Origin of the sequence: Streptomyces sp. NPDC005752 (assembly GCF_040630715.1) — a bacterium.
Taxonomy (GTDB): domain Bacteria; phylum Actinomycetota; class Actinomycetes; order Streptomycetales; family Streptomycetaceae; genus Streptomyces.
In genome coordinates this window covers 52,084-78,055 of sequence record NZ_JBEXYB010000010.1, presented here as the reverse complement: position 1 = coordinate 78,055, position 25,972 = coordinate 52,084, and the positions used below count along the sequence as shown (strand labels likewise).

Genomic DNA, 25,972 nt, shown 5'->3' with positions numbered 1-25,972 from the left:
GCCGGTGCCGCGTCCGGACCCCGCGGTCGGGTGTGCGGCGGGCTCGCCGGTAAGGGTGAGTGTTCAACTGTTGTAGTTACTCGCCAGTAAGATTCTGCGGCTTTGTCCGTTATGCGGGCCCTTGGGTTCTTTTTCGTCCCAGGTGACGGGCGGACGGCCGACGCAGCGGGCCGGGCCGGTTAGGCTCGTGGCGCAAGGCCACAGTGACCCTGCAGAACCAGTGTCAGATCCCAGAAGGAGATGCCTCGTGCCGTCCATCGACGTCGTCGTAGCCAGGGAAATCCTCGACTCCCGGGGCAACCCCACGGTCGAGGTCGAGGTTGGCCTCGACGACGGCAGCACGGGACGTGCTGCTGTTCCGTCCGGCGCCTCCACCGGTGCGTTCGAGGCCATCGAGCTTCGCGACGGTGACCCCAACCGCTACCAGGGCAAGGGCGTCGAGAAGGCCGTCCTCGCCGTGATCGAGCAGATCGGCCCGGAGCTCGTCGGCTACGACGCCACCGAGCAGCGCCTCATCGACCAGGCGATGTTCGACCTGGACGCGACCGAGAACAAGGGCTCCCTCGGCGCCAACGCCATCCTCGGCGTCTCGCTGGCCGTGGCGCACGCCGCGTCCGAGGCCTCCGACCTCCCGCTGTTCCGCTACCTCGGCGGCCCGAACGCGCACCTGCTGCCCGTTCCGATGATGAACATCCTGAACGGCGGCTCGCACGCCGACTCCAACGTGGACATCCAGGAGTTCATGATCGCGCCGATCGGCGCCGAGTCCTTCTCCGAGGCCCTGCGCTGGGGTGCGGAGATCTACCACACGCTGAAGAAGGTCCTGAAGACCAAGGGCCTGTCCACCGGTCTCGGTGACGAGGGCGGCTTCGCCCCCAACCTCGAGTCCAACCGCGCCGCCCTCGACCTCATCCTCGAGGCCGTCAAGGAGGCCGGTTACGTCCCGGGCCGCGACATCGCGCTCGCCCTCGACGTCGCCGCGTCCGAGTTCTACAAGGACGGCGTCTACGAGTTCGAGGGCAAGTCCCGCTCGGCCGCCGAGATGACCGAGTACTACGAGGAGCTCGTCTCCGCGTACCCGCTGGTCTCCATCGAGGACCCGCTGTACGAGGACGACTGGGCCGGCTGGAAGGTCATCACCGACAAGCTCGGCTCCAAGGTGCAGATCGTCGGTGACGACCTGTTCGTCACCAACCCCGAGCGCCTCGCCCGCGGCATCGAGGAGGGCTCGGCCAACGCCCTGCTCGTCAAGGTCAACCAGATCGGTTCGCTGACCGAGACCCTGGACGCCGTAGAGCTGGCCCAGCGCAACGGCTTCAAGTGCATGATGTCCCACCGCTCCGGCGAGACCGAGGACGTCACCATCGCCGACCTCGCCGTCGCGGTGAACTGCGGTCAGATCAAGACCGGTGCCCCGGCCCGCTCGGACCGCGTCGCCAAGTACAACCAGCTGCTGCGCATCGAGGAGATCCTCGACGACGCCGCGGTGTACGCCGGGCGTTCGGCGTTCCCGCGGTTCCGCTTCGAGGGCTGACAGCCCGAGTCCGGAGCACAGCCTCCGTCCGTCCCCGCATCCGGTCCCGTACCGTGTGCGGGGACGGACGTGCGTAACGGGGAGGCGTGAGACATGGCCGGGAAGGACCGCGACCGGTTCTCCACCGCGACCAGGCTGCGACTGCTCGGCGAGCAGACGGCGGCCCGCGTCTACCGGTCCCAGAACCGCCGCCAGGCTCGTCGCTCCCGGCTCACCGGCCGGGCCGCGTTCCTCGCTCTGATCGTCTGCTCCCTGGTGGTCGCCCTCGCGTACCCCATGCGGCAGTACGTCTCCCAGCGCGACCAGATCGCGGAACAGGAGAGGTTGTCGCAGGAGGCCCGCGAGCGGACCGAGGAACTGCGCGACGAGAAGGCACGGCTCAAGGACGACGCGTACATCCGCCGTCTCGCGCGCCAGCACCTGCACTACGTGCTGCCCGGCGAGACCGGCTATACGGTGGTCGACCCGGACGCGGCCGAGGTGCGCCGGGGTGAGCCGGGGGCGACGGGGCGGCCCTGGCACTCGAACCTCTGGGACGGCGTCGACAGCGCCGACCGCGAATGACCCTCCTCCCCGCAGTGGTCCGGGACCCGGCGCACCCGCGGTGCTCCGTTCCCGCACCGATCCGTACAGTCCGACCGATGACATTCAAGGCAGGCATGGACACGCCCCCTCCGCAGACCGAATCCACCACGCCCACCGACGCGGACATCGCCGCGTTCGAGCTCCAGCTCGGCCGGCCGCCGCGCGGGCTGCGCGCCATCGCGCACCGCTGCCCGTGCGGCAACCCGGACGTGGTCGAGACGCAGCCCCGTCTGGAGGACGGCACGCCGTTCCCGACGACGTACTACCTGACCTGCCCGCGTGCCGCGTCCGCGATCGGCACGCTGGAGGCCAACGGGGTCATGAAGGAGATGACCGAGCGGCTCACGACGGACCCTGAGCTGGCCGCCGCCTACCGTGCCGCGCACGAGGACTACATCGCGCGCCGCGACGCCATCGAGGTCCTTGAGGGCTTCCCGAGCGCGGGAGGCATGCCGGACCGCGTCAAGTGCCTGCACGTCCTGGTCGGCCACTCGCTGGCCGCCGGCCCCGGGGTGAACCCGCTGGGCGACGAGGCGATCGCGATGCTGCCGGAGTGGTGGGCCAAGGGGCCGTGCGTCACCCCGTGCGGTTCCGACGCCGGACCCGACGCGTCCTGACCCCGCGCGGAACACGTACAACCACAGGAGCCCCATGACCCGCGTTGCCGCCATCGACTGCGGTACCAACTCCATCCGCCTGCTCGTCGCGGACGTGGACCCCGCCACCGGTGACTTCACCGAGCTCGACCGCCGGATGCGGATCGTCCGGCTCGGCCAGGGTGTCGACCGGACCGGCCGGCTGGCCCCCGAGGCGCTCGAGCGCACCTTCGAGGCCTGCCGTGAGTACGCGGCCGCGATCGAGGAGCTCGGAGCCGAGCGGATCCGGTTCGTCGCCACGTCCGCGTCCCGCGACGCGGAGAACAGTGACACCTTCGTCCGGGGGGTCCTGGACATCCTGGGCGTCGAGCCCGAGGTCATCACGGGTGACCAGGAGGCGCAGCTCTCCTTCGACGGCGCCACGAAGGAACTGGTGGGCAGCGACCACCTGGAGAAGCCGTACCTCGTCGTGGACATCGGCGGCGGCTCCACCGAGTTCGTCGTCGGTGACGACCGTGTCCGCGCAGCCCGATCCGTGGACATGGGCTGCGTACGCATGACCGAGCGTCACCTGGTGCAGGACGGTGCGGTCGTGGACCCGCCCACGCCCGACCGGATCGCCGCGATACGTGCGGACATCGGCGCCGCCCTGGACCTGGCCGAGGCGACCGTGCCGATCTCCTCGGCCGCGACGCTCGTCGGCCTGGCCGGGACGGTCACGACCGTCGCCGCGATCGCGCTCGGGCTGAAGGAGTACGACACCGAGGCGATCCACCACTCCAGGGTCTCCTACGAGCGGGTCCGGGAGATCACCGAAGGGCTGCTCGCCTCGACGCACGCGGAGCGCGCGGCGATCCCCGCGATGCACCCGGGCCGGATCGACGTGATCGCGTCCGGCGCCCTCGTCCTGCTCGCCGTGATGGAACGGTCGGGGGCTCGTGAGGTCGTCGTCAGCGAGCACGACATCCTCGACGGGATCGCCTGGTCGACCGCCTGATCACGACGTGGTCGCGGCTGCGGTGAGACGTTGCTCAAACGCATTCCCGCCTGCACCTTTGAGCCCGTGCAAGGCCCCTCCGGACCCGTTCGGAGGGGCCTTGCACGAGGTGCCGCGGCGAACTTCGTGAACTTCTTCACAAGGAATTCGGCCCCACCGGGCGAAGTTCTGCCTCCGAGAGGCCGTGCGGGACGCCTGCGGCTCCGCGCGAGGGGGGTGCCGGGGCGTTTCCGGGGTGTGGCGGGGGCATGTCCCGGGCAGGTGGTTCATCCCGGATGACTGCTCAAGGGCCAGCTCACAAGTGGTGAACAACGTTCGCCAGGGGTGCGTGGTTCCCCACTCGGACCATGACCTCGGTCACGTGGGCGGCGAAGTGTAGCAGAGGGTGGCGGATACCTTGTGAAGGGGCTCACGAGCATGCCCCCCGAGGGGGGTGGATACTCGATGGCATGAGCACCACGGAGCGTCCCAGGATCCTCGTTGTAGGCGGTGGGTACGTAGGCCTGTACGCAGCTCGTCGCATTCTGAAGAAGATGCGGTATGGAGAGGCGACCGTCACGGTCGTCGACCCGCGCTCGTACATGACGTACCAGCCCTTCCTCCCCGAAGCTGCTGCCGGCAGCATCTCGCCTCGGCATGTCGTCGTCCCGCTGCGACGCGTGCTGCCCAAGGCAGAGGTTCTCACCGGCCGTGTCACGACCATCGACCAGGACCGCAAGTTCGCCACGGTCGCGCCGCTCGTCGGCGAGGCCTACGAGCTGCCCTTCGACTACCTGGTCATCGCGATGGGCGCGGTCTCCCGGACCTTCCCGATCCCCGGCCTCGCCGAGCAGGGCATCGGTATGAAGGGCATCGAGGAGTCCATCGGTCTGCGCAACCACGTCCTCGAGCAGCTGGACAAGGCCGACTCGACGACCGATGAGGACGTCCGCCGCAAGGCGCTGACGTTCGTCTTCGTGGGCGGCGGCTTCGCCGGTGCGGAGACCATCGGCGAGGTCGAGGACATGGCGCGCGACGCGGCCAAGTACTACACGAGCGTGAAGCGCGAGGACATGCGCTTCATCCTGGTCGACGCCGCCGACAAGATCCTTCCCGAGGTCGGCCCGAAGCTGGGCGCGTACGGCAAGGAGCACCTGGAGAGCCGTGGTGTCGAGGTCTACCTCTCGACCTCCATGGACTCCTGCGTCGACGGTCACGTCGTCCTGAAGAACGGCCTCGAGGTCGACTCCAGCACGATCGTGTGGACGGCCGGCGTGAAGCCGAACCCGGCGCTGGCCCGCTTCGGTCTGCCGCTCGGCCCGCGTGGTCACGTGGACACCTCCGAGAAGCTCCAGGTGCAGGGCACCGACTACATCTGGGCCGCGGGCGACAACGCCCAGGTGCCGGACATGGTCGGCCGCCGCGCCGGCAACCCGAACGCCTGGTGCCCGCCCAACGCCCAGCACGCGCTGCGTCAGGCGAAGGTCCTCGGTGACAACGTCATCTCCGGCATGCGGGGCTTCCCGCAGAAGGAGTACAGCCACGCCAACAAGGGTGCTGTCGCCGGACTCGGCCTGCACAAGGGCGTCGCCATGATCGTCATCGGCAAGGTGAAGATCAAGGTCAAGGGCCGACTCGCCTGGTACATGCACCGCGGCTACCACGGCATGGCCATGCCGACCTGGAACCGCAAGATCCGGATCTTCGCCGACTGGACGCTGGCGATGTTCCTGAAGCGCGAGGTCGTCTCGCTCGGCGCCATGGAGACTCCGCGCGAGGAGTTCTACGAGGCCGCCAAGCCGAGCCCCGCGCCGGTCGCGGCCAAGGCCGACGGCGACAAGAGCAAGTCCGGCGAGAAGGCGAGCGCCTCCTAGCGCCTGTACGTCACCGAAGGGGTCGTCCGCCATCCGTGGTGCGGACGGCCCCTTCGGCGTGCCCGGACCTCCCTGCGGGACTCCGCGCGGCGGTCCGGGCCCTCTCGCGGCGGTCCGGCCCCGTAACTAGATGGCGAGTACAGGTATTTTGCCGTTCCGTTGCCCGGGAGCGGGATGGCGTGGGTGCGGTGGGGTGTTGACGCCGGTGTACCTCACCGGGCCCCGAGGTGTCGCGGCACGGTTCGGATGCGTATATGCGAATTTGGGCACGTTCGGAAACACCACCACGGAGGTGTGCACCATGGCCGACGCCGCATCGCGGCTGACCGCTCTCGCCGAAGAGTTGCTGGGAGAGCCCCTGCCGGTCCGGATCCGGGCCTGGGACGGCAGCGAGTCCGGGCCGCCGGGTGCGCCCACCCTCGTCCTGCGCCACCGCCGTGCCCTGCGCCGACTGCTCTGGAAGCCGGGCGAACTGGGCCTGGCCCGGGCCTGGGTGGCCGGCGAGATCGACGTCGACGGAGACCTGTACGCCGCCCTGGACGCTCTGGCCTCGCTGCTCTGGGAGCGTGGCGCCGACGCGAAGGACCGTGTCCACCCCGTCCGCGACCCGAAGGTACGGGCATTCGCCGGCGGCCTCCTGCGAGTGGCCGGCCCCTGGCCGCCGCCGCCCCCGCCCGCCGAGGAGATCCGCCGCCGCGCCGGCGCGCTCCACACCAGGCGCCGGGACAAGGAGGCCATCAGCCACCACTACGACGTGGGCAACGACTTCTACGCGATGGTCCTCGGCCCGTCCATGGTCTACTCCTGCGCCTACTGGCAGGACGGAGCCACACTCGAGGAAGCCCAGCGCGACAAGCTCGACCTCGTCTGCCGCAAGCTGGCACTGAAGGAGGGCGACCGCCTCCTCGACGTGGGCTGCGGCTGGGGCTCGATGGCGATCCACGCGGCCCGTGAGTTCGGTGCCCGGGTGACCGGGGTGACCCTCTCCGCCGAACAGGCCGCCTTCGCCCGCAAGCGCATCGCGGAGGAGGGGCTCACCGACCGGATCGAGATCCGTGTCCAGGACTACCGGGACGTCAGGGACGGTCCGTACGACGCCATCTCCTCGATCGGCATGGCCGAGCACGTGGGTTCGGTCCGCTTCCGTGAGTACGCCGACGACCTCTTCGCCCTCCTCAAGCCCGGCGGCCGACTGCTCAACCACCAGATCGCCCGTCGGCCCGAGAAGGACGAGTCGGCGTACCACGTCGACGACTTCATCGACGCCTACGTCTTCCCCGACGGGGAGCTGGCCCCGGTGGGCCGCACCGTCGCCACCCTGGAGGAGGCCGGCTTCGAGGCCCGGGACGTCGAGGCGATCCGCGAGCACTACGCACTGACCCTGCGACGGTGGGTGGCCAACCTGGAGAAGAACTGGAAGGAGGCCGTGCGGGCCACCTCGCCCGGACGCGCCAGAGTGTGGCGGCTCTACATGGCCGCCTCCGCACTCTCCTTCGAGCACAACAAGATCGGTGTCAACCAGATCCTCGCGGTGCGTCCGCGGGAGGACGGCGCGGCGGCCATGCCGCTGCGGGCCCGTGACTGGACCGCGTCGGCGAACGGCTGACCCGCGAACGCGGAAGGGCCGGCACCCTCGGGTGCCGGCCCTTCCGTCGTGCGGTTACTCCGTCTTGATCGCGGTCAGCATGTTCAGCTTCGCGCCGCTGCGGGCCGGCCACAGCGAGGCCAGCACGCCCACGAGTCCTGCCAGCACCAGGAAGACCGCGAGCCGGTCCCACGGGATGACCAGGGCGTAGCCGGGGATGTCGGCGGACAGGCTCTTCCCGATCGCCCAGCCGATGAACGTACCGAGGGCGACTCCGACCACCGCTCCGAAGAGCGAGATCACGACGGCCTCCAGCCGGATCATGCGCTTGACCCTGCGCCGGTCCAGGCCGATCGCCCGCAGCATGCCGATCTCCTGCTGTCGTTCGAAGACCGACATGGCCAGCGTGTTGACCACTCCGAGGACGGCGATCACCAGGGCCATCGCCAGCAGCCCGTACATGATGTTCAGCGCGGTGTTGATGAACCCGCCGAACATGTCCCGGATGCCCTGGCGGTCCATGATGCTCATCGCGGGGTTGTCGCCGAGCGCCTTGACCACGGCTGCCTCGTTGGCGTCGCTCTGGCCGCCTTCCATGGTCAGCCACACCTCGCGGATGTCGGCGGCGCTCTCGTGCGGGGTGACGACGGTCTCGGAGATCAGGACCGGGGAGAGGAACTCGTTGCCCTCGTAGAGCGCCCCGACCTTCAGGGTCTCCTTCTTCTCGTCCTGGAACGTCACGGGGACGCTGTCGCCCGTCTTCCAGCCGTGCGACTTCGCGGTCTTGCGGTCGACGGCGATCTCGCCGTCCTTCAGCGAGGACAGCGACCCGGAGACCGTCTTCAGGTCGAAGACCTTCTCGACGTCGCCCGGGGTGACTCCGGAGGCTGAGACACCCTCCTCGCCCTTACCGCTGACGGTGAGCCAGACGGATCGCTGGGGGGAGGCCGCCGCGACGCCGTCGGCCTTGCGCAGGGCGGTGAGGGCCGACTCGTCGAGCGAGTCGCCACTGGCCATCGAGACCATGTAGTCGGCCCGGATGTTGTCCGTCGTCATCTTGTCGATGGCCTGGCCGAGCGTGACGCCGAGCACGGAGATACCGGTGACCAGGGTGAGCCCGATCGCCAGGGCGGAGGCGGTGGCCCCGGTGCGGCGCGGGTTACGGACCGCGTTCTGCGCGGCCAGTTTGCCGGAGACGCCGAAGAGCTTCCGCAGCAGCGGACGCGCCAGGGCGATCACCGGCCGTGAGAGCAGCGGGATGAGCACGATGACGCCGACGAGGGCGAGGAAGGCTCCGCCGCCCAGGAGCCACCGGCCGTTCTCGTCGCCCTGGGCGGCACCGGCCACGATCAGGGCGGAACCGAGGAGGGTGACCACGGCGCCGAAGGAGTTCCGTACGACCAGCGACTTGGTGGTGGCCACCGCGTGCACGCTGCTCATCGCCGCCACCGGCGGGATCTTGGCGGCCCGGCGGGCGGGCAGCCAGGCGGCGAACACGGTGATCAGCACGCCTACGGCGAACGCGGAGACGACCGCGGTGGGGGAGACGACCAGGGGACCGGCCGGGATCTTCCCGCCGAACATGCCCATCGCGGAGCGCAGTCCCACCGCGAGCGCGACGCCGAGGGCGAAGCCGATCACGGACGCGACCATCCCGACCACCCCGGCTTCGAGCAGGATGGCCCGCTTGACCTGCCGGCGGGAGGCGCCGACGGCGCGCATCAGGGCGAGTTCCTTGGTGCGCTGGGCGATCAGCATGGTGAAGGTGTTGGCGATCAGGAACACGCCGACGAAGAGCGCGATGGCCGCGAAGGCGAGCAGCATCGCGTTGAGGCTCTTGAGACCGGACTCGGTCATCTCGGCCTCCTCGTTCGCGAGGTCCGCGCCCGTCTTGGCCTCGGCGGTCTCCGGGAGGAGGGGCTTCACGGCGGTCAGGAGCTGCTGGTCGGACGTTCCCGCCGTGGCGGCCACGGTGACGTCGCTGAACTCGCCGGGCTTCAGGTAGAGCTTCTGGGCCACCTCGGTGTCGAAGAGGACGAGGCTGCCGCCCGCGTTCACGGCGCCGTCCTCGGTGGTGAAGATTCCCGAGAGGGTGTACTCCTTCACCGGCCCGTTCGTGGCGACCCGCACCGGCTTGCCCACGCGGTACTCGCCCTTGGCGGCGGTCTCCTTGTCGAGGGCGACCTGGCCTGCCTCCACCGGCCCCGTGCCGTCGGTGAACGCGTACTGCGGGTCCTTGCCGCCGGACCCGGGGGAGAAGTTGGAGCCGGTGTTGGACCAGCCGTCGCCGATGAGCTTGCCGCCGGTGTCGGCGACGCCGGCGAACCCGGAGACGCGTCCGGTGGCCCCTGCCACCCCGTCGAGGTCCTGGATCTTCTTGAGCGTCGCGTCGTCGATGCCGTCGGCCTGGTCGTCGCCGCGCTGGGCCCAGGTCTTGACGGCGACGGCGACGTCGTCGTAGCTCTTGGCCGACTGGTTGCGGAAGGCGTTGCCGAGGGTGTCGGTGAAGACGAGGGTGCCGGAGACGAACGCTACGCCGAGCATGACGGCGAGCACGGTCATCAGCAGCCTGGCCTTGTGCGCGAGCACATTGCGCAGGGCGGTACGGAACATGTCTGTGTGTCCTGGGATGGGTTCCGGAAGGGGGGAGGGGAGCGGCGGCCTTGCCGCGTCAGCTGGTGCGGCCCTTCGCGTCGAACGCCTTCATCCGGTCGAGGACCCCGTCGGCGGTGGGGTTGAGCATCTGGTCGACGACCGCGCCGTCCGCGAGGAAGACCACACGGTCCGCGTAGGAGGCGGCCACCGGGTCGTGGGTCACCATCACCACGGTCTGGCCGAGCTCGCGCACCGAGTTGCGCAGGAAGCCGAGGACCTCGGCGCCGGAGCGGGAGTCGAGGTTGCCGGTCGGCTCGTCACCGAAGATGATCTCCGGCTGCGACGCCAGGGCGCGGGCGACGGCGACGCGCTGCTGCTGCCCGCCGGAGAGCTCCGTGGGGCGGTGCTTCAGCCGCTCCGCGAGGCCCACCATGTCGATGACCTTCTGCAGCCAGGCGGCGTCGGGCTTACGGCCCGCGATGTCCATCGGCAGAGTGATGTTCTCCAGCGCGGTCAGCGTCGGCAGCAGGTTGAATGCCTGGAAGATGAAGCCGATCTTGTCCCGGCGCAGCTGCGTGAGCTGCTTGTCCTTCAGCGTCCCCAGCTCGGTCTCGCCGATGCGCACGGAGCCGCTGCTGAAGCTGTCGAGACCGGCCACGCAGTGCATCAGCGTGGACTTGCCGGAACCCGACGGGCCCATGATCGCGGTGAATTCCCCCTGCGGGAAGTCCACGGTCACCCGGTCGAGGGCGACGACCTGGGTCTCACCCTGGCCGTAGACCTTCGACAGCTCCGTGGCGCGGGCGGCGACCGCGGTGGTGCGGTGGACGGTGGTGGTGGTCACAGGGGGACTCCTGGTTGGGACGAGGGTTCGTGGGGGACTCCTCCATCCTCGCCGCCGTACCGTCCCGGGTCGTCAGCCCTCGTGCCCGTTCCCGGGGCCCTCTTGAGTCGCACCCGCCGGGCGGTCGCGTAGTCCTGAGGTAGGAGGCCGACCCCGAGTCCTGCCGGTTCCTCAGCGGGGTGGGGCGGTGGATCCCCGGGGCACCAGGCGGGCCGCCGCGTCCTCGAACCCCGGGGCCGAGCCCTCGGCCACCATGGCCAGCAGAGTGCGGGCGGCATGGGTGCCGTACGCGGGGATGTCCCTGCTCAGCGCGGTCAGCGGGGGACGTACGACGCGGGAGAGCTGGGAGTCGTCCCAGGCGACGAGCGAGAGGTCGGCGGGCACGTCCAGGCCCATCTCCTGGGCGACGGAGAGCCCGGCGACGGCCATGATGTCGTTGTCGTAGATGACGGCGGTCGGCCGCGAGGCGGAACTGATCAGGCGCCGGGTGGCGTGCGCGCCCTCCTCGCCGGAGTAGTCGGTGTGCACCACCACCGGTTCGTCCAGCCCGAGTTCGGCGCTGATCTCGCGCTGGGCGCTGTCGCGCAGCCGGGTGTGGGCCAGTTCGGGCAGTCCTGCCACCCGGGCGACGGAGCGGTGACCGAGGGCGGACAGATACGTCAGGGTGTCCCGCAGCGCCGCGGAGTCGTCCGACCACACGGGGGTGAGGCCCCCGGCCGCCGAGGGGTGGCCGATCACGACGGCCGGCATGCCGAGCTCGGCGATGCCCTCGATGCGCGGATCGGGGCAGCGGACGTCGGCGAGGAACACACCGTCCACCCGGCCCTCACCCCACCAGCGGCGGTACATCTCCAGCTCCTGCGCGGGGTCGGCGACGACCTGGAGGAGGAGGCCGCAGCCCCGGGTGGAGAGTTCGGTCTCGATCCCGCTGATCAGCTCCATGAAGAACGGCTCCACGCCGAGCATCCTGGCCGGGCGGGACAGCGCGAGGCCCACGGTGTCGGCGCGGGCACGGGTGAGGGCGCGGGCGGCGCTGTTGGGGCGCCAGCCGATCTCCTGCGCGATGGCCTTGATGGAGGCGCGGGTCGCGGGGGAGACGCCCGGGCGGTCGTTCAGGGCGTATGACACCGCGACCTTCGATACCCCGGCGCGGCGTGCGATGTCGGCGATCGTGGGGCGGTGCTTGGACATGGGACCTCGCTTAACCGGTTCGTGTTCAACGCGCATCCTAGCCGCAGGCCCCTGACCTCCGTCTTCCCCTCGGCGGTCCAGACCTCTTCGGAAGTCTCTGGAAAAAGCGCAGTGGGAGCGCTCCCGCACCCTTGACACTCCTGCGGGGCCCCCATACCTTCACGGCACTTACCCGGTTCAGTAACTCCGCTCGGCAGGGACGGCGGGGGAAAAGGAGGGGTTATGGGTACGCGTACCCGGCTGCGGGTCACGACCGCGCTCGCCGTGTTCACGCTCGCCGCGACCGCGTGCACGGGGGGCGGCTCCGGGGCGGGCGGCACCGGCGGCCCGGCCGGCAAGGGCGGCTCGCTGCCGCGCGACGAGACGCTCTACACGACCGGCACCCAGTGGGGGCCTCCGGCCAACTACAACCCGCTGCGCAACTGGGACCACGCGACCGGCACCAAGGGACTGGTCTACGAGACCCTGTTCCACTTCGACCCGAACGAGGGCAAGCTGACGCCCTGGCTCGCCGAGTCGGGCGGCTGGACCGGGGACAGGACGTACGAGGTGAAGCTGCGCCAGGGGATCACCTGGGCCGACGGCAAGCCGCTGACCGCGAAGGACGTGGCGTACTCCTACGGCCTCGGCAAGATCGAGGCGTCCGCCTTCCACTCACTGTGGAGCTGGCTGTCCGACGCGAAGGCCGTGGACGACTCCACGGTCCGCTTCACCTTCAAGGAGGCCCGCTACCAGGAGTGGGACTACACCCTCTACGGCCAGCCGGTCGTCCCGGAGCACGTCTGGGGCTCGCGCACGGACGAGGACATCCTCAACGGCGTCAACGACAAGCCCGTCGGAACCGGTGCGTACAGGCTGAAGAGCAAGACCCAGGACCGCGTCGTGTGGGAGCGCCGCGACGACTGGTGGGGTACGAAGGCGCTGAGCATGACGCCGGCCCCGCGGTACATCGTCGACGTCTCCAACCCGAGCAACGAGGTGGTCATCGGCCAGCTCGGTCAGGGCCAGCTGGACCTCAGCAACAACTTCCTGCCCGGCGCCTCCTCGCTGGTCAAGAGCAAGAAGGTCGTGTCGTACTACGACGAGGCCCCGTACATGCTCTCCGCCAACACCGCCTGGCTGGTGCCCAACACCACCAGGAAGCCGATGGGCGACGCCGCCTTCCGCCGGGCGCTCGCCGCGTCCGTCGACACCGGGAAGATCGTCAAGGGTGTCTACGGCGACCTGGTGAAGCCGGCCTCCCCGACCGGTCTGCTGCCGCAGTGGGAGCAGTTCGAGGACAAGGCCCTCATTGCGGAGAAGGGCTTCACGCACGACGCCGCGGCGGCGAAGAAGGAGCTCGCGGACGCCGGCTACGAGGACGCGGACGGCGACGGCTTCGTCGAGAACAAGGACGGTTCCGCCCTCAGTCTGAAGCTGGCGGTGCCCTCGGGCTGGACCGACTGGATGGAGGCGGCCAAGGTCGTCGCCGCCGGCGCCGAGGACGCCGGCATCAAGGTCACCACCGAGTTCCCCGACCAGAACGCCCTCAACGAGCAGCGCGGCAAGGGGGACTTCGACCTCGTCATCAACAACGAGCGCCAGCTGTCCAACACTCCCTGGACGTACTACGACTACATCTTCCAGATGCCGGTCCAGAAGCAGCAGAACACGGTCAACTTCGGGCGGTACGAGAACGCGGAGGCCTGGAAGCTGGTCCAGGAGCTGGGCGGGGTGAAGACCGACGACACAGCGGGCATGAAGGCCGCCGTCTCGAAGATCCAGGACATCCAGCTGACCGAGATGCCCATCATCCCGCTCTGGTACAACGGCCTGTGGTCGCAGTCCACCACGGGGGCCTGGAAGAACTGGCCGTCTGACGCCGCCGGTGCGCCGAAGACCGCACCGGCCCTGTGGCGCAACTGGCTGGAGATGGGCGGCTTCGAGACGCTCACGCAGCTGAAGCCCGCCAAGTGACGTCGCCGACTCCATGACTGCCCCGCCGTGCGCGCACCACCTGACCGTGCGCGCACGGCGGGGCTCTCCACCAGGGGAGCCCTCTTGCGCCGCTATTTCGCCCGCAAACTTCTCGTCTACGCGCTGACGTTCGTCGTCGCCGTCACCGTCAACTGGATGATCCCGCGCTTCATGCCCGGTGACCCGGTCTCCGCCATGGTCGCCCGGGCCCGCGTCTCGCAGCCGGAGGCCGCCGAGGCGATGCGCAGCTACTACAACAACCTGTTCGGCTTCGACGAACCCCTGTGGCAGCAGTACCTCCACTTCTGGGGTGCGCTCCTCCAGGGCGACTTCGGGATCTCCATCTTCGTCTTTCCCACGCCCGTCGGTGACGTCCTGCTCGACGCGCTCCCGTACACCCTCGGCCTGATGATCCCCGCAGTCCTGCTCAGCTGGTTCGTGGGCAACTGGATCGGCGCGCTGTCCGCCCGCCGCAAGGTCCTGGACAACACCGTGCTGCCGGCCGGATACCTGCTGACCGCCATGCCGTACATGTGGATCGCCGTCATCCTCGCGTGGGCGCTGGGCGCCGAGGCCGGCTGGTTCCCCATATCCGGCGGCTACAGCCTGGACATCCAGCCCGGCTGGAGCGCCGCCTTCGTGCTGGACGCCCTGCACCACTGGGTGCTGCCGTTCCTCTCGCTCTTCCTCGTCGCGCTCGGCGGCTGGGCCATCGGCATGCGGAACATGATCATCTACGAGCTGGAGTCCGACTACGCGTCGTACCTGTCGGCCCTCGGAGCACCCCAGCGGCTCATCCGCCGCTACGCCTTCCGCAACGCCGTCCTGCCCCAGATCACCGGGCTCGCCCTGCAACTGGGCGTGCTGGTCGCCGGTGCGCTCGTCACCGAGATCGTGTTCGCCTACCCGGGGCTCGGCTCACTGATCCTGGCCGCGATCCAGAACCAGGACTTCTTCCTGCTCCAGGGCGCGTTCCTGTTCATCGTCATCGGCGTACTGATCGCCAACTTCCTCATCGACATCGTGTACGTCGTCGTCGACCCCCGCACCCGTACGGGCATGGCAGGAGGCACATCATGAGCACACTGCCCGACCCGGCGCCCGAGGCCCCCTCCGCCGAGGCACCCGTGGCGAAGCCCGGCCGCGAGTCGCTGCACTACGCGGTCCGCAACCCCAAGCTGATCATCGGGGTGAGCCTGGTCGCGATCCTGCTCGCGGTCGGCGTCGTCGGCCCGGTGCTGCTCGACAGCGGCACCCCCAACGAGTACGTCGGACCGCAGGCGGCCGCCCCCGACGGGACGTACTGGATGGGCACCACCACCTTCGGGCAGGACGTGTACGCGCAGTTCGTCCACGGGCTGCGCGCGACCTTCCTGGTGGGCGTCGTCGGCGGGGCCATCGCCGCCGTCATCGCCATGCTCGTCGGCTTCCTCGCCGGCTACCGGGGCGGCGTCACCGACGAGATCCTCAACATGCTCACCAACGTCGTCCTGGTGATCCCCGCCCTCGCCGTCCTCCTGATCATCAACGCCTACATGGGGGTGCGCAGCGTCGCCGTGCAGGGCCTGTTCATCGGCCTGACCTCGTGGCCCTGGGCGGCCCGCGCGATCCGCGCGCAGACCTTCTCGCTGCGCACACGGGAGTTCGTGGACCTGGCCCGGCTCAGCGGCAGCGGCACCTGGCGGATCGTCTTCCGCGAGATCGCGCCCAACATGAGCTCGTACCTCTTCATGATGTTCATCCTGCTCTTCGGCGGGTCCATCCTCATCGCCTCCTCGCTCGACTTCATCGGACTCGGCCCGACCGAGGGCGTCTCGCTCGGGCTGATGCTGCAGAGCGCCCAGCAGTGGAGCGCGCTCCAACTCGGCATGTGGTGGTGGTTCGTCCCGCCGGGCGCCGGGATCACCGCGATCGTCGGCGCGCTCTACGTGGCCAACGTGGGCCTCGACGAGGTCTTCAACCCGAAGCTGAGGGAGTCCTGAGGACATGACCCTGACCGTCAACGACCTGCGGGTCCACTACCGCACGCTGCGCGGCGAGGTCCGGGCCCTGGACGGCGTCGGCTTCGACCTGGCGGACGGCGAGATCCTCGGCCTGGCGGGCGAGTCCGGCTGCGGCAAGACGACCCTGGGCAAGTCCCTCATCCGGCTCGACGGCCGGATGAGGCACGCGGGCGGCACGGTGACGCTGGACGGCGACGAACTGCCGCTGTCCGACGACCGTGCCATGAACGCCTACCGCTTCCACAAGATCTCGCTCGTCCCGCAGTACTCCATGAGCGCGCTCAACCCGACCCGCCGCATCGGCCGCATGATCCGCGAGCTCCTCGCCTCACGCGGCGTCGCCGTCGACACGGACGAACTCCACCGGCGGCTCGCCCTGGTCGGCCTGGAACCCGACGTCCTGGACCGCTACCCGATCGAGCTGTCCGGAGGCATGAAGCAGCGCACCGTCATGGTGATCTCCACGCTGCTCGACCCGTCCGTCCTCGTCGCCGACGAGGTCACCTCGGCCCTTGACGTCTCCAACCAGCAGGCCGTCGTGGGCGCCCTCACGGGGCTCCGCGACAAGGGCCTGGTCACCAGCATGATCTTCGTGACCCACGACCTCGGACTGACCTCGCACATCGCCGACTCGATCATGGTGATGTACGCGGGCAAGCTCGCCGAGAAGGCCCCCACGAAGGCGCTCACGACCGGACCCCGCCACCCGTACACGAAGATGCTGATCGGCTCGCTGCCCCAGGTGGGCGCCCGTCACAAGGACAAGCCGCTCAGCGGCATCCAGGGCTCCCCGCCCTCTCTGCTGAACCCTCCGGCGGGCTGCCGCTTCCGTGACCGCTGCCCGATCGCCGACAGCGGGTGCGCCGAGGAACCGCCGGTCGTCGAGGTAGCCCCCCGCCACACCGTCGCATGCTGGAAGGCGGCCTGATGCTGACCCTCGACCGTGTCACCAAGACCTTCCGGGCCGGCGCCTTCGGCGGCGGCTCCGTCACCGCCGTGGACCGGGTGTCCTTCGAGGTGGCTCCCGGCGAACTCGTCTCGCTCATCGGCGAGAGCGGCAGCGGCAAGTCCACCATCGGCCGCATGGTCCTGGGGCTCACCCACGTCAGCGCGGGCAGCCTCACCCTGGACGGCGAGCGGGTCCGGCCGGGCAAGGACTTCTACCGCCGGGTCCAGGGCGTCTTCCAGGACCCGTTCAGCTGCTACAACCCCGTCTTCAAGGCCGACCGCGTCTTCGCACTCGTCCGCCGCGCCTACCACCCGGGCGTCTCCGACAAGGACTGGGCCGAGCGCGTGGAGGCGGCGGTGCGCGACGTGCGCCTGGACCCCGGGCAGGTGCTCGGCCGCTACCCGCACCAGCTCAGCGGCGGACAGCTCCAGCGCCTGCTCATCGCCCGCGCCCTCCTGCTCGACCTGCGCTTCCTGGTCGCCGACGAGATCACCAGCATGCTCGACGCCTCCACCCGCATCGACGTGCTCAACCTCCTCGCCGGCCTCAAGGAACGCGGCCTCGGCGTCCTCTACATCACCCACGACCTCTCGCTCGGCACCTACCTCGCCGAGAGGACGGTGGTGCTGCGCGGCGGCCGTGTCGTCGAACGCGGCGACACGCAGAAGGTCTTCGGCAACCCCCTCCACCCCTACACCCGCACGCTCCTGGCCGCGGTGCCCCGGCTGAACCAGCCCTGGACCTCCGCCGTACCCGTGGAGGCCTGCGCCTTCCACGAGGGCGGGGCGCGGGACACCGACCTGTACGAGACCGAGCCCGACCACTTCGTCGCCTGCGCCGGACTCCCCGACTGCGGAAGGACCCCCGCGTGACCCCTCGCCACCTGCCCCTCCACGACGGCTGGACGCTCACCGCCGACGGCCCCGTACCGCCGGCTCTCCCCACGGGCGGCGTCCCCGCGGACGTGCCCGGCTGTGTCCACACCGACCTGCTGGCAGCCGGACTGATCGACGACCCCTACCTCGACGACAACGAGACCCGGCTCGGCTGGATCGGCCGCACCGACTGGACGTACCGCACCGACTTCACGTGGGCGGACGACGGGAACGAGTTCACCGACCTGTGCTTCGACGGCCTCGACACCGTCGCCACGGTCCTGCTCAACGGCACCGAGGTCGGCTCCACCGCCAACCAGCACCGCGGCTACCGCTTCCCCGTACGGCCGCTGCTGCGCGAGGGCCCCAACACCCTCGTCGTACGCTTCACCGCCCCGTACACCTATGCCGAGGCACTGCGGGACAAGCTCGGCGACCGGCCCGGCGCCTACGCCGAGCCGTACGCCTTCATCCGGAAGATGGCCTGCAACTTCGGCTGGGACTGGGGCCCCACTCTGGTCACCTCCGGCATCTGGCGCCCGGTCGCGCTGGAGTCCTGGACGGGTCCGCGCATCGCCGGGGTGAAGGTCCTCGCCGACCTCGACGGGGACGGGGTGCCGCGCCTCTCGCTGACCCTCGACGCCGACCGGTCAGGGGGCGGACCCCTGGAGGCTTCGGTGGAGGTGGCCGGCGAACGGGCCGTGTTCACCGTCCCGGCCGGTGCGGACCGCGCCGCCGTCGCCCTCTCCGTGCCCGGAGCCGCGCGCTGGTGGCCGCACAGCCACGGCGAGCAGCCGCTGTACGACGTCACCGTCCGCCTCGGTGACGACGCGTGGAACGGCAGGACGGGCTTCCGGGGCGTCGGCCTGGAGCGCGAGGCGTTCCGCGTCTCCGTCAACGACGAGCCCGTCTTCGTACGCGGGGTGAACTGGATCCCCGACGACTGCTTCCCGGCGCGGGTCACCCGGCAGCGGATCTCCGACCGTCTCGACCAGGCGGTCGCCGCGGGCGTCAACCTGGTCCGCGTCTGGGGCGGCGGCCTCTACGAGAGCGACGACTTCTACGAGCTGTGCGACGAGAAGGGGCTGCTGGTCTGGCAGGACTTCCCGTTCGCCTGCGCCGCCTACCCGGAGGAACAGCCGCTGTACGACGAGGTGGCCGCCGAGGCCCGCGAGAACCTCGTCCGGCTCGCCCCGCACCCCTCTCTGGTGCTGTGGTGCGGCAACAACGAGAACCTGGAGGGCCACGCCGACTGGGGGTGGCAGGACAAGCTGGAGGGCCGCACCTGGGGCCACGGCTACTACCACGAACTCCTGCCCGCACTGTGTGCCGAGACCGACCCCACCCGTCCCTACTGGCCGGGGTCGCCCTACTCCGGTTCCCCGGAGCTGCCCCCGAACGACCCCGCCCTGGGCACGGTCCACCTGTGGGAGGTGTGGAACCGGGTCGACTACACGCACTACGCCGACACCGCGCACCGCTTCGTGGCGGAGTTCGGCTTCCAGGGCCCGCCCGCGTATGCCACCCTGCGCCGAGCCGTCAGCGGTCCGCTGCGCCGGGACGCCCCGCTGATCTCCCATCACCAGAAGGCGCAGGACGGCGACGCGAAGCTGCTGCGCGGCCTGGGCGACCATCTCCCGCAGCCCGCGTCCTTCGACGACTGGCACTGGCTCACCCAGCTGAACCAGGCCCGCGCGGTCGCCTTCGGCATCCGCCACTTCCGCTCGCACAGCCCGTACTGCACGGGCTCGGTCGTCTGGCAGCTCAACGACTGCTGGCCGGTCGTGTCCTGGTCGGCGGTGGACGGCGACGGCCGCCGCAAGCCGCTGTGGTACGCCCTGCGCAGGGCGTACGCGGACCGGCTCATGGCCGTACGGGACGGTGCCCTGCACCTGGTGAACGACTCCGCCCGCCTCTGGGAGGGCACCCTGCGGCTGACCCGGCGCTCCCTGGACGGTGCCGTCCTGGCCGAGGAGACGGTCGCGGTGGGCACCGCCGCCCGCGGCGTCACCCGTGTGCCCCTGCCGGCCTCGGTGGCCGTGCCGGAACAGAGCACCCGCGAGGTGCTGGTGGCGGAACTGGGCGAGCTGCGGACGGTCGAGTTCTACGAGGAGGACACCCGTCTCGCGCTGCCGCCGGCGCGGTACGACGTCGCAGTCACCCAGGGTGACGAATCCGGGATCGGCTACCGGGTCACGGTGACCGCGCGGACGCTGCTGCGCGACCTCGCGCTCTTCCCCGACCGGCTGGATCCCGCGGCGGAGGTCGACGACATGCTCGTCACCCTGCTGCCCGGCGAGAGCGCCGCCTTCCACGTCACGGGCGCGGTGTTGAAGGACCCCGGGGCGCTGGGCTCACGGCCCGTCCTGCGCTGCGTCAACGACACCGTCGACGGATGAGGTGGCGGGGTCCTGGCGGGCGGTGGCGCGACCCATGGCGCGGGGGACCGTACCGGTGCGTCGAGTTTCCGTCATTCCCGTTTGCCGGGGTTCGTCCCCCTCGGCCGGGCAGGGCTTGTGCTGATGCGGTGGCAGGTGTCTGACGGACCCTCACACGATCAATAAAATAAGACAACATCGAGTGGATGTTCCGCTGTTGGAGGGAGACCCACGGATAGGGTCATGTGCCAAACGCGGAGCCGCGCGCCCACGCCCGGGTGGTGGAATGCAGACACGGCGAGCTTAAACCTCGCTGCCTCCTCGGGGGCGTGCCGGTTCGAGTCCGGCTCCGGGCACGCGCTCGCAGGGGCGTGGGTGCGTGAGGTCCGGAGGAACGGAAGCCGTTCCGGGATGCGATTTTATTCATGGGGCGAACACGGTGGGTGACGAGGTCCTGCCGTGCGCCGGCCCGCTTCCGGCGGCCCGGCCCGCTTTTCACCGGGCCGCCCCGGGGGTACGAGGGTTCCGTACCCGTGCCGGAGGCGCCGGGGCCTCCGGCTTCCGCAAAGATCCTCCTCTGGCACTAGGGTGATTGTTTTGCCTACCCATTACTCTTGACGCAAGGCCGCGCACGGTGGCCATGGAGGAGTGAAATGAGGAGCAGCAACCCGGTCTTCTCGCGACGGGGGTTCAGCCGCGACAACGGCCACGCGGGCTTCAACGCGGTGCCGCAGGCCGGGGCCCCCGCAGCGGGTGCCAACCCGTACGCGCAGGGCACCGCCGCCAACCCGTACGCCACGAACCCCTACGCCCAGCAGGACACCCAGTACGGCGCCCCGCAGGCGCCGGCGCGCTCCGGGGCGATGACGATCGACGACGTCGTCACGCGCACGGCGATGACGCTGGGCACCGTGGTGCTCACCGCGGCGCTCTCCTGGGCACTGCTGCCGGTCGACGAGGCCAATCTCGGCACGTCGTACGGCATCGCCATCGGCGCCGCCCTGGTGGCGTTCGTCCTCGCGATGGTCCAGTCGTTCAAGCGCAAGGCCTCGCCGGCGGTCATCCTCGCGTACGCGGCCTTCGAGGGTGTCTTCCTCGGAGTGATCTCCAGCGCGGTCAGCACCTACATCAGCCCCGGCACGGTGATGCAGGCCGTGATGGGCACCATGTGTGTCTTCGCCGGCGTCCTCATCGCGTACAAGATGCGCTGGATCCGTGTCACGCGCCGTTTCTACGGCTTCGTGATGGCCGCGGCCATGGGCTTCGTGCTCCTGATGATGGTCAACCTGCTGTTCTCCGTGTTCGGCGGCGGTGACGGCCTGGGCTTCCGCAGCGGCGGCCTCGGCATCCTCTTCGGAGTCATCGGCATCATCCTCGGCGCGTGCTTCCTGGCCCTGGACTTCAAGCAGGTCGAGGACGGCGTCAACTTCGGCGCACCGCGCGAGGAGGCATGGCTGGCGGCCTTCGGCCTCACCCTGACCCTGGTGTGGATCTACCTGGAGATGCTGCGTCTGCTCTCCATCCTCAACGGGGACGACTGACCCCGTAGGCGCGACGACGACGGAACGGCCCGCAGGCCCTGCCTGCGGGCCGTTCCGCATGTCGCGGGGAGGTTGCCGTGCCTCAGGCGAGCTTGCGGGCGGCCCGTCTCAGGTCGTACTCGTGGATGATCGCCTTGGCGTGGCCGTAGGTGAGGTCGTGTTCGCTCCGCAGCCAGCTGACCTTCTCCTCGAAGCGGAAGAGAGAGGGACCTTCGTCGACGGTGCGGAGCCAGTCCGCGATGTCGCGACCGGTGCAGTGGGGGATACGGGAGAGCAGGTTGCGATGGGTTTCTTCGGAGAAGACTTGGGACATCGGCGCCTCCGACGCAGTACGCGTTGCTTTTCCTTCCCGACACCGTGCCCGAGCGCCGCGGCGTTGGCAACCATCCGGTGGGGGCGCGTAGGGTCACGGCGTGCTCGATACGACTCCCCTGATCACTGCCGTGGACCGATTCGCCGACCGCCTGCGGAGCACCCCGCAGAGCCGGCTGCAGCGCGGCGTGGCCGCGGAGGCGCTGGTGACGGCCAGGGAGCTGTCCGCCCGGGCCCAGCGCGCCGAAGCGCCGGACCGGGAGCCGAGGATCATGCCGGACGTCGGGATATTCGCCGTCGGTGACCAGCTCGCGGTCGCGGGCCGGGACCTGGCCGTGGCACTGGAAACGGCCTCGTCCCAGGAGCTGGACGAGGCCGTGCTTCGTGTCGAGGAGGCGGCGGGGCGGGCGTTCGCACCCGGGCCGCGCTAGAACGAGGCGATGACGCGGTCGGCGAGGATGTAGACGTTCTCCCTGCCGCACGAGAACGTCAGCGCGTAGGCGCCGGAGACCCCGGAACCGCCCAGCAGTACCGGCTGTTCACCGGAGCGCAGCGAGTCGGCGAGCCGCTCGGCGGTCTCCCGGTGGCCCGGGGTCATGCAGAGTGTGGTGCCGTCGGCGAAGACGTACACATCGAGCGTCCCAAGGGGGCCGGGGCGCACGTCCGTGAGTTCCGTAGCGGTATCGGCGAGCCGCTCCAGCCGGTTCACGGTACGCTCATGGTCGGTGACCACGGGTGTCTGTACGGGGACGAAGTCCGGGTGCGACGGGTGGCGGCGACGGGCCGCGGCCAGCTCGGGGGAGTCCTCGGCGAACTCCGCGTACTCGACCACCTCGGGCATGTCGGTGAGCTCGGCCAGCTCGTCCAGGGCCTCGGTGGCTTCGAGGTCCATCGCCTCCAGGCCGGCGAAGTCCGCCTGCCGGGGCATGAAGAACGGGACGTCTTCGCCGAGCCCGCCCAGCAGTGACGGGGCGTCGGCGGCGTCGCGCGCCTCCTGGGCCGCCCAGAAGGCGCGGGCCTCGGCGAGTTCACGCTCCCGCTCCTCGGCGAGTGCGTCGGCGACCGCCGCGCGTATCTCCTCGGCGGGTGTGCCGGAGTTCCGGTTCTGCTGTTCGGGCACGGTCGCGAGAAGGCTTCGTCCTTCCGCCAGCTCCGTGCGCAGGGCTGTGACCTGCTTGCGCAGCCCGTGAACAGCGTGCAGAGCGGCGGCGCCGACGGCCGTGGCAGCGGCGGTGGTCAGCAACAGGGCAAACGGCATGGCGCTCACTGACATACTCCCGGTTTCAATCGACACCCCCGACTTCCTACATCAGCTTGTCCTGTGCCGACACCTGCTGTCAGTGCATTACGTCACGAATTGGACAGGACTTTGGGCCCGGTGTTTAGTCCTGTGGCTGGTGTGACCTGCGAAAACGACTCTCCCCCGGGATGCAGATCACATCCTGGGGGAGATTCGGTCACGATCGGACCTCGGGCCGGTTCGAGCGGGCCCTCGCGCGGGAGGGCGGGGCGGGCGCAGGCGCCCGGAAGCGCGTCCGCTCCGGGCGGTCCGCCCCGGCCTTCGGCCGGGGGTCCCCCACGCTCCGCTCCGGCTCAGCTCAGCCGCTCCGTGCTGATGGTCGCGCTGGGCTTCGCCTCCGCTGCGGGCAGGTGCCGCCCTCGTTCCTCGGACGACCCCTACCCTCCGCTCCGGCTCAGCTCAGCCGCTCGATGACCATGGCCATGCCCTGGCCACCGCCCACGCACATCGTCTCGAGGCCGAACTGCTTGTCGTGGAACTCCAGGCTGTTGATCAGCGTGCCGGTGATGCGGGCGCCGGTCATGCCGAAGGGGTGGCCCACGGCGATCGCGCCGCCGTTGACGTTGACCTTGTCGAGCGGCAGGCCGAGGTCCCGGTAGGACGGGATGACCTGGGCGGCGAACGCCTCGTTGATCTCGGCCAGATCGATGTCGTCGACGGTCAGCCCGGCGCGCTTCAGCGCCTGCTTGCTGGCCTCGACCGGCCCGTAGCCCATGATCTCGGGGGACAGGCCGGAGACGCCGGTCGAGACGATCCGGGCCAGCGGGGTCAGGCCCAGCTCGCGCGCCTTGGTGTCCGACATGATCACGAGCGCGGCGGCGCCGTCGTTGAGCGGACAGCAGTTGGCCGCGGTGACGAGTCCGTCGGGGCGGAACGCGGGCTTCAGGCCCTGCACGCCCTCCAGGGTGACGCCCGCGCGGGGGCCGTCGTCCTTCGAGACGACCGTGCCGTCCGGCGTGGTCACGGGAGTGATCTCGCGCTCCCAGAAGCCGTTCTTGAGGGCTTCCTCGGCGAGGTTCTGCGACCGCACGCCGAACTCGTCCATGTCCTGGCGGGTGACGCCCTTGATCCGGGCGAGGTTCTCGGCGGTCTGCCCCATCGAGATGTACGCGTCGGGGACCAGGCCCTCCTCGCGCGGGTCGGTCCAGCTCGTCCCGGACTCCTCGGCGCGGGCCGCCGTGCGGGCCTCGGCGTCGGCGAAGAGCGGGTTGTGCGTGTCCGGCAGGCTGTCGGAGTTGCCCTTCGCGAACCGGGACACCATCTCGACACCGGCGGAGATGAACACGTCGCCCTCTCCGGCCTTGATGGCGTGCAGCGCCATGCGGCTGGTCTGGAGCGAGGACGAGCAGTAACGCGTGACCGTGCAACCGGGCAGGTGGTCCATGCCCATCTGTACGGCGATGATGCGGCCCAGGTTGTTGCCCTGCTCGCCGCCGGGGAGGCCGCAGCCGAGCATCAGGTCGTCGATGTCCCTGGGGTCGAGCTCGGGGACCTTGGCCAGCGCGGTCTGGATGATGGTCGCGGTCAGGTCGTCCGAGCGCAGGTCCTTGAGGGACCCCTTGAAGGCCCGGCCGATCGGCGAACGGGCAGCAGAGACGATCACGGCTTCGGGCATCACGCGGCTCCATGAGGGCTGGAAGGCAGGAAAGGCTGGGCTGCCTTGGAAGTTACCCGGACGTATAGCTGAGGTCACCCGACAGGCGATGTGATGCGGACCTCTTTTCTAAGCAACCGCTCAGTCGCCCGCATTGTTCCTCCGGCGGAGGAACGCCGCGGTCATGCCCGTCGCCCCGGACCCGTGTCCGCGCGGCGGCCCGTCGTCCGTGCCCGTCCCCCCGTCCTCGTGCGGCACCGGTTCCGTGTGGGCGGGCAGGCGCCGGCGCCTGCGGTGCTTGAGCAGGGCCCATGGTGCGCGTGCCGCCGTCACCTCGGTGCCCGCCTCCCGCGCCGCCCTGGAGGCCGCCTTCGCGACAGGCAGCATGCCCTCGTGGCGCGAGCCGTCCAGCCGGTCGGACTCCGGCCACAGGCCGAGGGATGCGCACAGGGTCGGCAGCATCGCCATCGAGGCGGTCGCGTACCCCTCGGCCGACGGGTGGTAGTTGTCGGGGCCGAAGAGCTCCCGGGGGTTCGCCTCGAACTCGGGGCCGAGCAGATCACCCAGCGAGACCGTCCGTCCGCCCTGTTCCACCGCGCCGATCGTCTGGGCCGCGGCCAGCTGCCGGCTCACCCGCCTGGCGAGCCACCGCAACGGCTGGTACACCGGCTCGATCGTGCCCAGGTCCGGGCAGGTGCCGACGACCACCTCCGCGCCGGCCGTGCGCAGCCTCCGTACGGCCGTGCTCAGGCAGCGCACCGACAGCGTCGCGGGCATCCGGTGGGTCACGTCGTTCGCACCGATCATGATCACGCAGACGTCCGGCACCCCCGAGGGATCCGCCACCACCAGGGACACCTGCCGCTCCAGGTCGTCCGACCGGGCACCGGGCAGGGCCACGTTCCGAAGATCCACCGGCCGCTCGGCGACCGCGGCCAGCCCGGACGCCAGCAGTGCCCCCGGCGTCTGACCGGCCCTGCGCACCCCCTGGCCCGCCGCCGTGGAGTCACCCAGCATCACGAAGCGCAGCGGGTGCGAGGGGCCGGCGAAGGCCACCCCGTACCGTCCGTCGGCGCTCGGCGGGACCGGTGCCTTGCCACCGCCCACCTGCCGTTTCGCCAACTGCACCTCGGCCATCACCAGACCCACGGTCGCGGCCCCGATCAGTCCGACGCTGCCGCCCCCGTAGGCCGCGCCCGCCGCGATCCGCCGTGCCACCCTCGCTCTCGACACAGTCCGGTCCACCTCCTCCGTGCCGCACAGCCGTACACAGCACTACCTGCC

The 25,972-nt window shown here is 70.2% G+C and carries 21 protein-coding genes and 1 tRNA gene; 15 read left to right on the top strand and 7 right to left on the bottom strand.

All coding sequences use genetic code 11. The annotated features are described in order from the left end of the window. Positions 1–247: 247 nt before the first annotated feature. The 6 genes from eno to ABZ441_RS10815 all read left to right on the top strand — a co-directional run bounded on the left by eno (position 248) and on the right by ABZ441_RS10815 (position 7,171). Positions 248–1,534, top strand: coding sequence for a phosphopyruvate hydratase (gene eno / locus ABZ441_RS10840; RefSeq protein WP_014155837.1), 1,287 nt, complete (start codon positions 248–250; stop codon positions 1,532–1,534). A 93-nt stretch (positions 1,535–1,627) separates the two neighbouring features. Continuing rightward, entirely contained in the window at positions 1,628–2,098 is a 471-nt protein-coding gene (locus ABZ441_RS10835) for a septum formation initiator family protein (RefSeq protein WP_205022836.1), read from the top strand. Between the two features lie 95 nt (positions 2,099–2,193). Next, positions 2,194–2,736, top strand: coding sequence for a DUF501 domain-containing protein (locus ABZ441_RS10830; protein ID WP_358971130.1), 543 nt, complete (start codon positions 2,194–2,196; stop codon positions 2,734–2,736). Between the two features lie 34 nt (positions 2,737–2,770). After that, the gene (locus ABZ441_RS10825; protein ID WP_358970808.1) at positions 2,771–3,712 is read left to right on the top strand and encodes a Ppx/GppA phosphatase family protein; all 942 of its coding nucleotides are present in this window, start codon (positions 2,771–2,773) and stop codon (positions 3,710–3,712) included. A 449-nt stretch (positions 3,713–4,161) separates the two neighbouring features. Further along, entirely contained in the window at positions 4,162–5,565 is a 1,404-nt protein-coding gene (locus ABZ441_RS10820) for an NAD(P)/FAD-dependent oxidoreductase (RefSeq protein WP_358970805.1), read from the top strand. 301 nt (positions 5,566–5,866) lie between these two features. Further along, entirely contained in the window at positions 5,867–7,171 is a 1,305-nt protein-coding gene (locus ABZ441_RS10815) for a cyclopropane-fatty-acyl-phospholipid synthase family protein (RefSeq protein ID WP_358970802.1), read from the top strand. A 54-nt stretch (positions 7,172–7,225) separates the two neighbouring features. Here the strand turns inward: ABZ441_RS10815 and ABZ441_RS10810 are convergent, their stop codons facing one another. The 3 genes from ABZ441_RS10810 to ABZ441_RS10800 form a co-directional block, all read right to left on the bottom strand. After that, the gene (locus ABZ441_RS10810; RefSeq protein ID WP_358970799.1) at positions 7,226–9,763 is read right to left on the bottom strand and encodes an ABC transporter permease; all 2,538 of its coding nucleotides are present in this window, start codon (positions 9,761–9,763) and stop codon (positions 7,226–7,228) included. Between the two features lie 58 nt (positions 9,764–9,821). Next, a complete protein-coding gene (locus tag ABZ441_RS10805) occupies positions 9,822–10,589 on the bottom strand; it encodes an ABC transporter ATP-binding protein (protein WP_358970796.1) in 768 nt (255 codons plus the stop codon). Positions 10,590–10,760: 171 nt separating this feature from the next. After that, entirely contained in the window at positions 10,761–11,780 is a 1,020-nt protein-coding gene (locus ABZ441_RS10800) for a LacI family DNA-binding transcriptional regulator (protein WP_358970794.1), read from the bottom strand. A gap of 222 nt (positions 11,781–12,002) precedes the next feature. Between ABZ441_RS10800 and ABZ441_RS10795 the strand changes: the two genes are divergently transcribed. From ABZ441_RS10795 to ABZ441_RS10760, 8 genes are all read left to right on the top strand, one after another. Then, positions 12,003–13,736, top strand: coding sequence for an ABC transporter substrate-binding protein (locus tag ABZ441_RS10795; protein WP_358970791.1), 1,734 nt, complete (start codon positions 12,003–12,005; stop codon positions 13,734–13,736). Between the two features lie 84 nt (positions 13,737–13,820). Further along, positions 13,821–14,816 (top strand): ABC transporter permease, encoded by a 996-nt coding sequence (locus ABZ441_RS10790; RefSeq protein ID WP_358970788.1) that lies wholly within the window; start codon positions 13,821–13,823, stop codon positions 14,814–14,816. Then, the gene (locus ABZ441_RS10785; protein ID WP_358970786.1) at positions 14,813–15,718 is read left to right on the top strand and encodes an ABC transporter permease; all 906 of its coding nucleotides are present in this window, start codon (positions 14,813–14,815) and stop codon (positions 15,716–15,718) included. Before ABZ441_RS10790 ends, ABZ441_RS10785 begins: the two co-directional genes overlap by 4 nt. Before the next feature lie 4 nt (positions 15,719–15,722). Further along, positions 15,723–16,667, top strand: coding sequence for an ABC transporter ATP-binding protein (locus tag ABZ441_RS10780; protein WP_358970783.1), 945 nt, complete (start codon positions 15,723–15,725; stop codon positions 16,665–16,667). Next, a complete protein-coding gene (locus ABZ441_RS10775; RefSeq protein WP_358970780.1) occupies positions 16,667–17,560 on the top strand; it encodes an ATP-binding cassette domain-containing protein in 894 nt (297 codons plus the stop codon). The genes ABZ441_RS10780 and ABZ441_RS10775 overlap by 1 nt, the downstream gene beginning before the upstream one ends. Then, complete coding sequence (locus ABZ441_RS10770) at positions 17,557–19,962, top strand: glycoside hydrolase family 2 protein (protein ID WP_358970777.1); 2,406 nt, start codon at positions 17,557–17,559, stop codon at positions 19,960–19,962. Before ABZ441_RS10775 ends, ABZ441_RS10770 begins: the two co-directional genes overlap by 4 nt. A gap of 251 nt (positions 19,963–20,213) precedes the next feature. Beyond that, positions 20,214–20,297: transfer RNA gene (locus ABZ441_RS10765), tRNA-Leu, on the top strand. A gap of 297 nt (positions 20,298–20,594) precedes the next feature. Further along, the gene (locus ABZ441_RS10760) at positions 20,595–21,482 is read left to right on the top strand and encodes a Bax inhibitor-1/YccA family protein (RefSeq protein WP_358970774.1); all 888 of its coding nucleotides are present in this window, start codon (positions 20,595–20,597) and stop codon (positions 21,480–21,482) included. A gap of 82 nt (positions 21,483–21,564) precedes the next feature. Here the strand turns inward: ABZ441_RS10760 and ABZ441_RS10755 are convergent, their stop codons facing one another. Continuing rightward, on the bottom strand, positions 21,565–21,795 hold the full coding sequence (locus ABZ441_RS10755; protein ID WP_358970773.1) for a DUF4287 domain-containing protein: 231 nt from the start codon (positions 21,793–21,795) through the stop codon (positions 21,565–21,567). Positions 21,796–21,895: 100 nt separating this feature from the next. Between ABZ441_RS10755 and ABZ441_RS10750 the strand changes: the two genes are divergently transcribed. Next, positions 21,896–22,225: a hypothetical protein gene (locus ABZ441_RS10750; protein ID WP_358970771.1), complete on the top strand. Its 330-nt coding sequence runs from the start codon at positions 21,896–21,898 to the stop codon at positions 22,223–22,225. On the opposite strand, the gene ABZ441_RS10745 is transcribed toward ABZ441_RS10750, so the two are convergent. The 3 genes from ABZ441_RS10745 to ABZ441_RS10735 all read right to left on the bottom strand — a co-directional run bounded on the left by ABZ441_RS10745 (position 22,222) and on the right by ABZ441_RS10735 (position 25,906). Further along, entirely contained in the window at positions 22,222–23,067 is an 846-nt protein-coding gene (locus ABZ441_RS10745; protein ID WP_358970769.1) for a hypothetical protein, read from the bottom strand. The two genes, ABZ441_RS10750 and ABZ441_RS10745, sit on opposite strands and share 4 nt — an antisense overlap. 421 nt (positions 23,068–23,488) lie before the next feature. Beyond that, positions 23,489–24,709 (bottom strand): acetyl-CoA C-acetyltransferase, encoded by a 1,221-nt coding sequence (locus ABZ441_RS10740; RefSeq protein WP_358970767.1) that lies wholly within the window; start codon positions 24,707–24,709, stop codon positions 23,489–23,491. 120 nt (positions 24,710–24,829) lie between these two features. Beyond that, the gene (locus ABZ441_RS10735) at positions 24,830–25,906 is read right to left on the bottom strand and encodes an SGNH/GDSL hydrolase family protein (RefSeq protein WP_358971127.1); all 1,077 of its coding nucleotides are present in this window, start codon (positions 25,904–25,906) and stop codon (positions 24,830–24,832) included. Positions 25,907–25,972 lie beyond the last annotated feature (66 nt).

Bases quoted from the DNA above. Each gene is read 5' to 3' on its own strand.
- ABZ441_RS10835 (WP_205022836.1), top strand. From the start codon at position 1,628: ATGGCCGGGAAGGACCGCGACCGGTTCTCCACCGCGACCAGGCTGCGA.
- ABZ441_RS10830 (WP_358971130.1), top strand. From the start codon at position 2,194: ATGGACACGCCCCCTCCGCAGACCGAATCCACCACGCCCACCGACGCG.
- ABZ441_RS10825 (WP_358970808.1), top strand. From the start codon at position 2,771: ATGACCCGCGTTGCCGCCATCGACTGCGGTACCAACTCCATCCGCCTG.
- ABZ441_RS10820 (WP_358970805.1), top strand. From the start codon at position 4,162: ATGAGCACCACGGAGCGTCCCAGGATCCTCGTTGTAGGCGGTGGGTAC.
- ABZ441_RS10815 (WP_358970802.1), top strand. From the start codon at position 5,867: ATGGCCGACGCCGCATCGCGGCTGACCGCTCTCGCCGAAGAGTTGCTG.
- ABZ441_RS10810 (WP_358970799.1), bottom strand. From the start codon at position 9,763: ATGTTCCGTACCGCCCTGCGCAATGTGCTCGCGCACAAGGCCAGGCTG.
- ABZ441_RS10800 (WP_358970794.1), bottom strand. From the start codon at position 11,780: ATGTCCAAGCACCGCCCCACGATCGCCGACATCGCACGCCGCGCCGGG.
- ABZ441_RS10795 (WP_358970791.1), top strand. From the start codon at position 12,003: ATGGGTACGCGTACCCGGCTGCGGGTCACGACCGCGCTCGCCGTGTTC.
- ABZ441_RS10785 (WP_358970786.1), top strand. From the start codon at position 14,813: ATGAGCACACTGCCCGACCCGGCGCCCGAGGCCCCCTCCGCCGAGGCA.
- ABZ441_RS10780 (WP_358970783.1), top strand. From the start codon at position 15,723: ATGACCCTGACCGTCAACGACCTGCGGGTCCACTACCGCACGCTGCGC.
- ABZ441_RS10775 (WP_358970780.1), top strand. From the start codon at position 16,667: ATGCTGACCCTCGACCGTGTCACCAAGACCTTCCGGGCCGGCGCCTTC.
- ABZ441_RS10760 (WP_358970774.1), top strand. From the start codon at position 20,595: ATGAGGAGCAGCAACCCGGTCTTCTCGCGACGGGGGTTCAGCCGCGAC.
- ABZ441_RS10755 (WP_358970773.1), bottom strand. From the start codon at position 21,795: ATGTCCCAAGTCTTCTCCGAAGAAACCCATCGCAACCTGCTCTCCCGT.
- ABZ441_RS10745 (WP_358970769.1), bottom strand. From the start codon at position 23,067: ATGTCAGTGAGCGCCATGCCGTTTGCCCTGTTGCTGACCACCGCCGCT.
- ABZ441_RS10740 (WP_358970767.1), bottom strand. From the start codon at position 24,709: ATGCCCGAAGCCGTGATCGTCTCTGCTGCCCGTTCGCCGATCGGCCGG.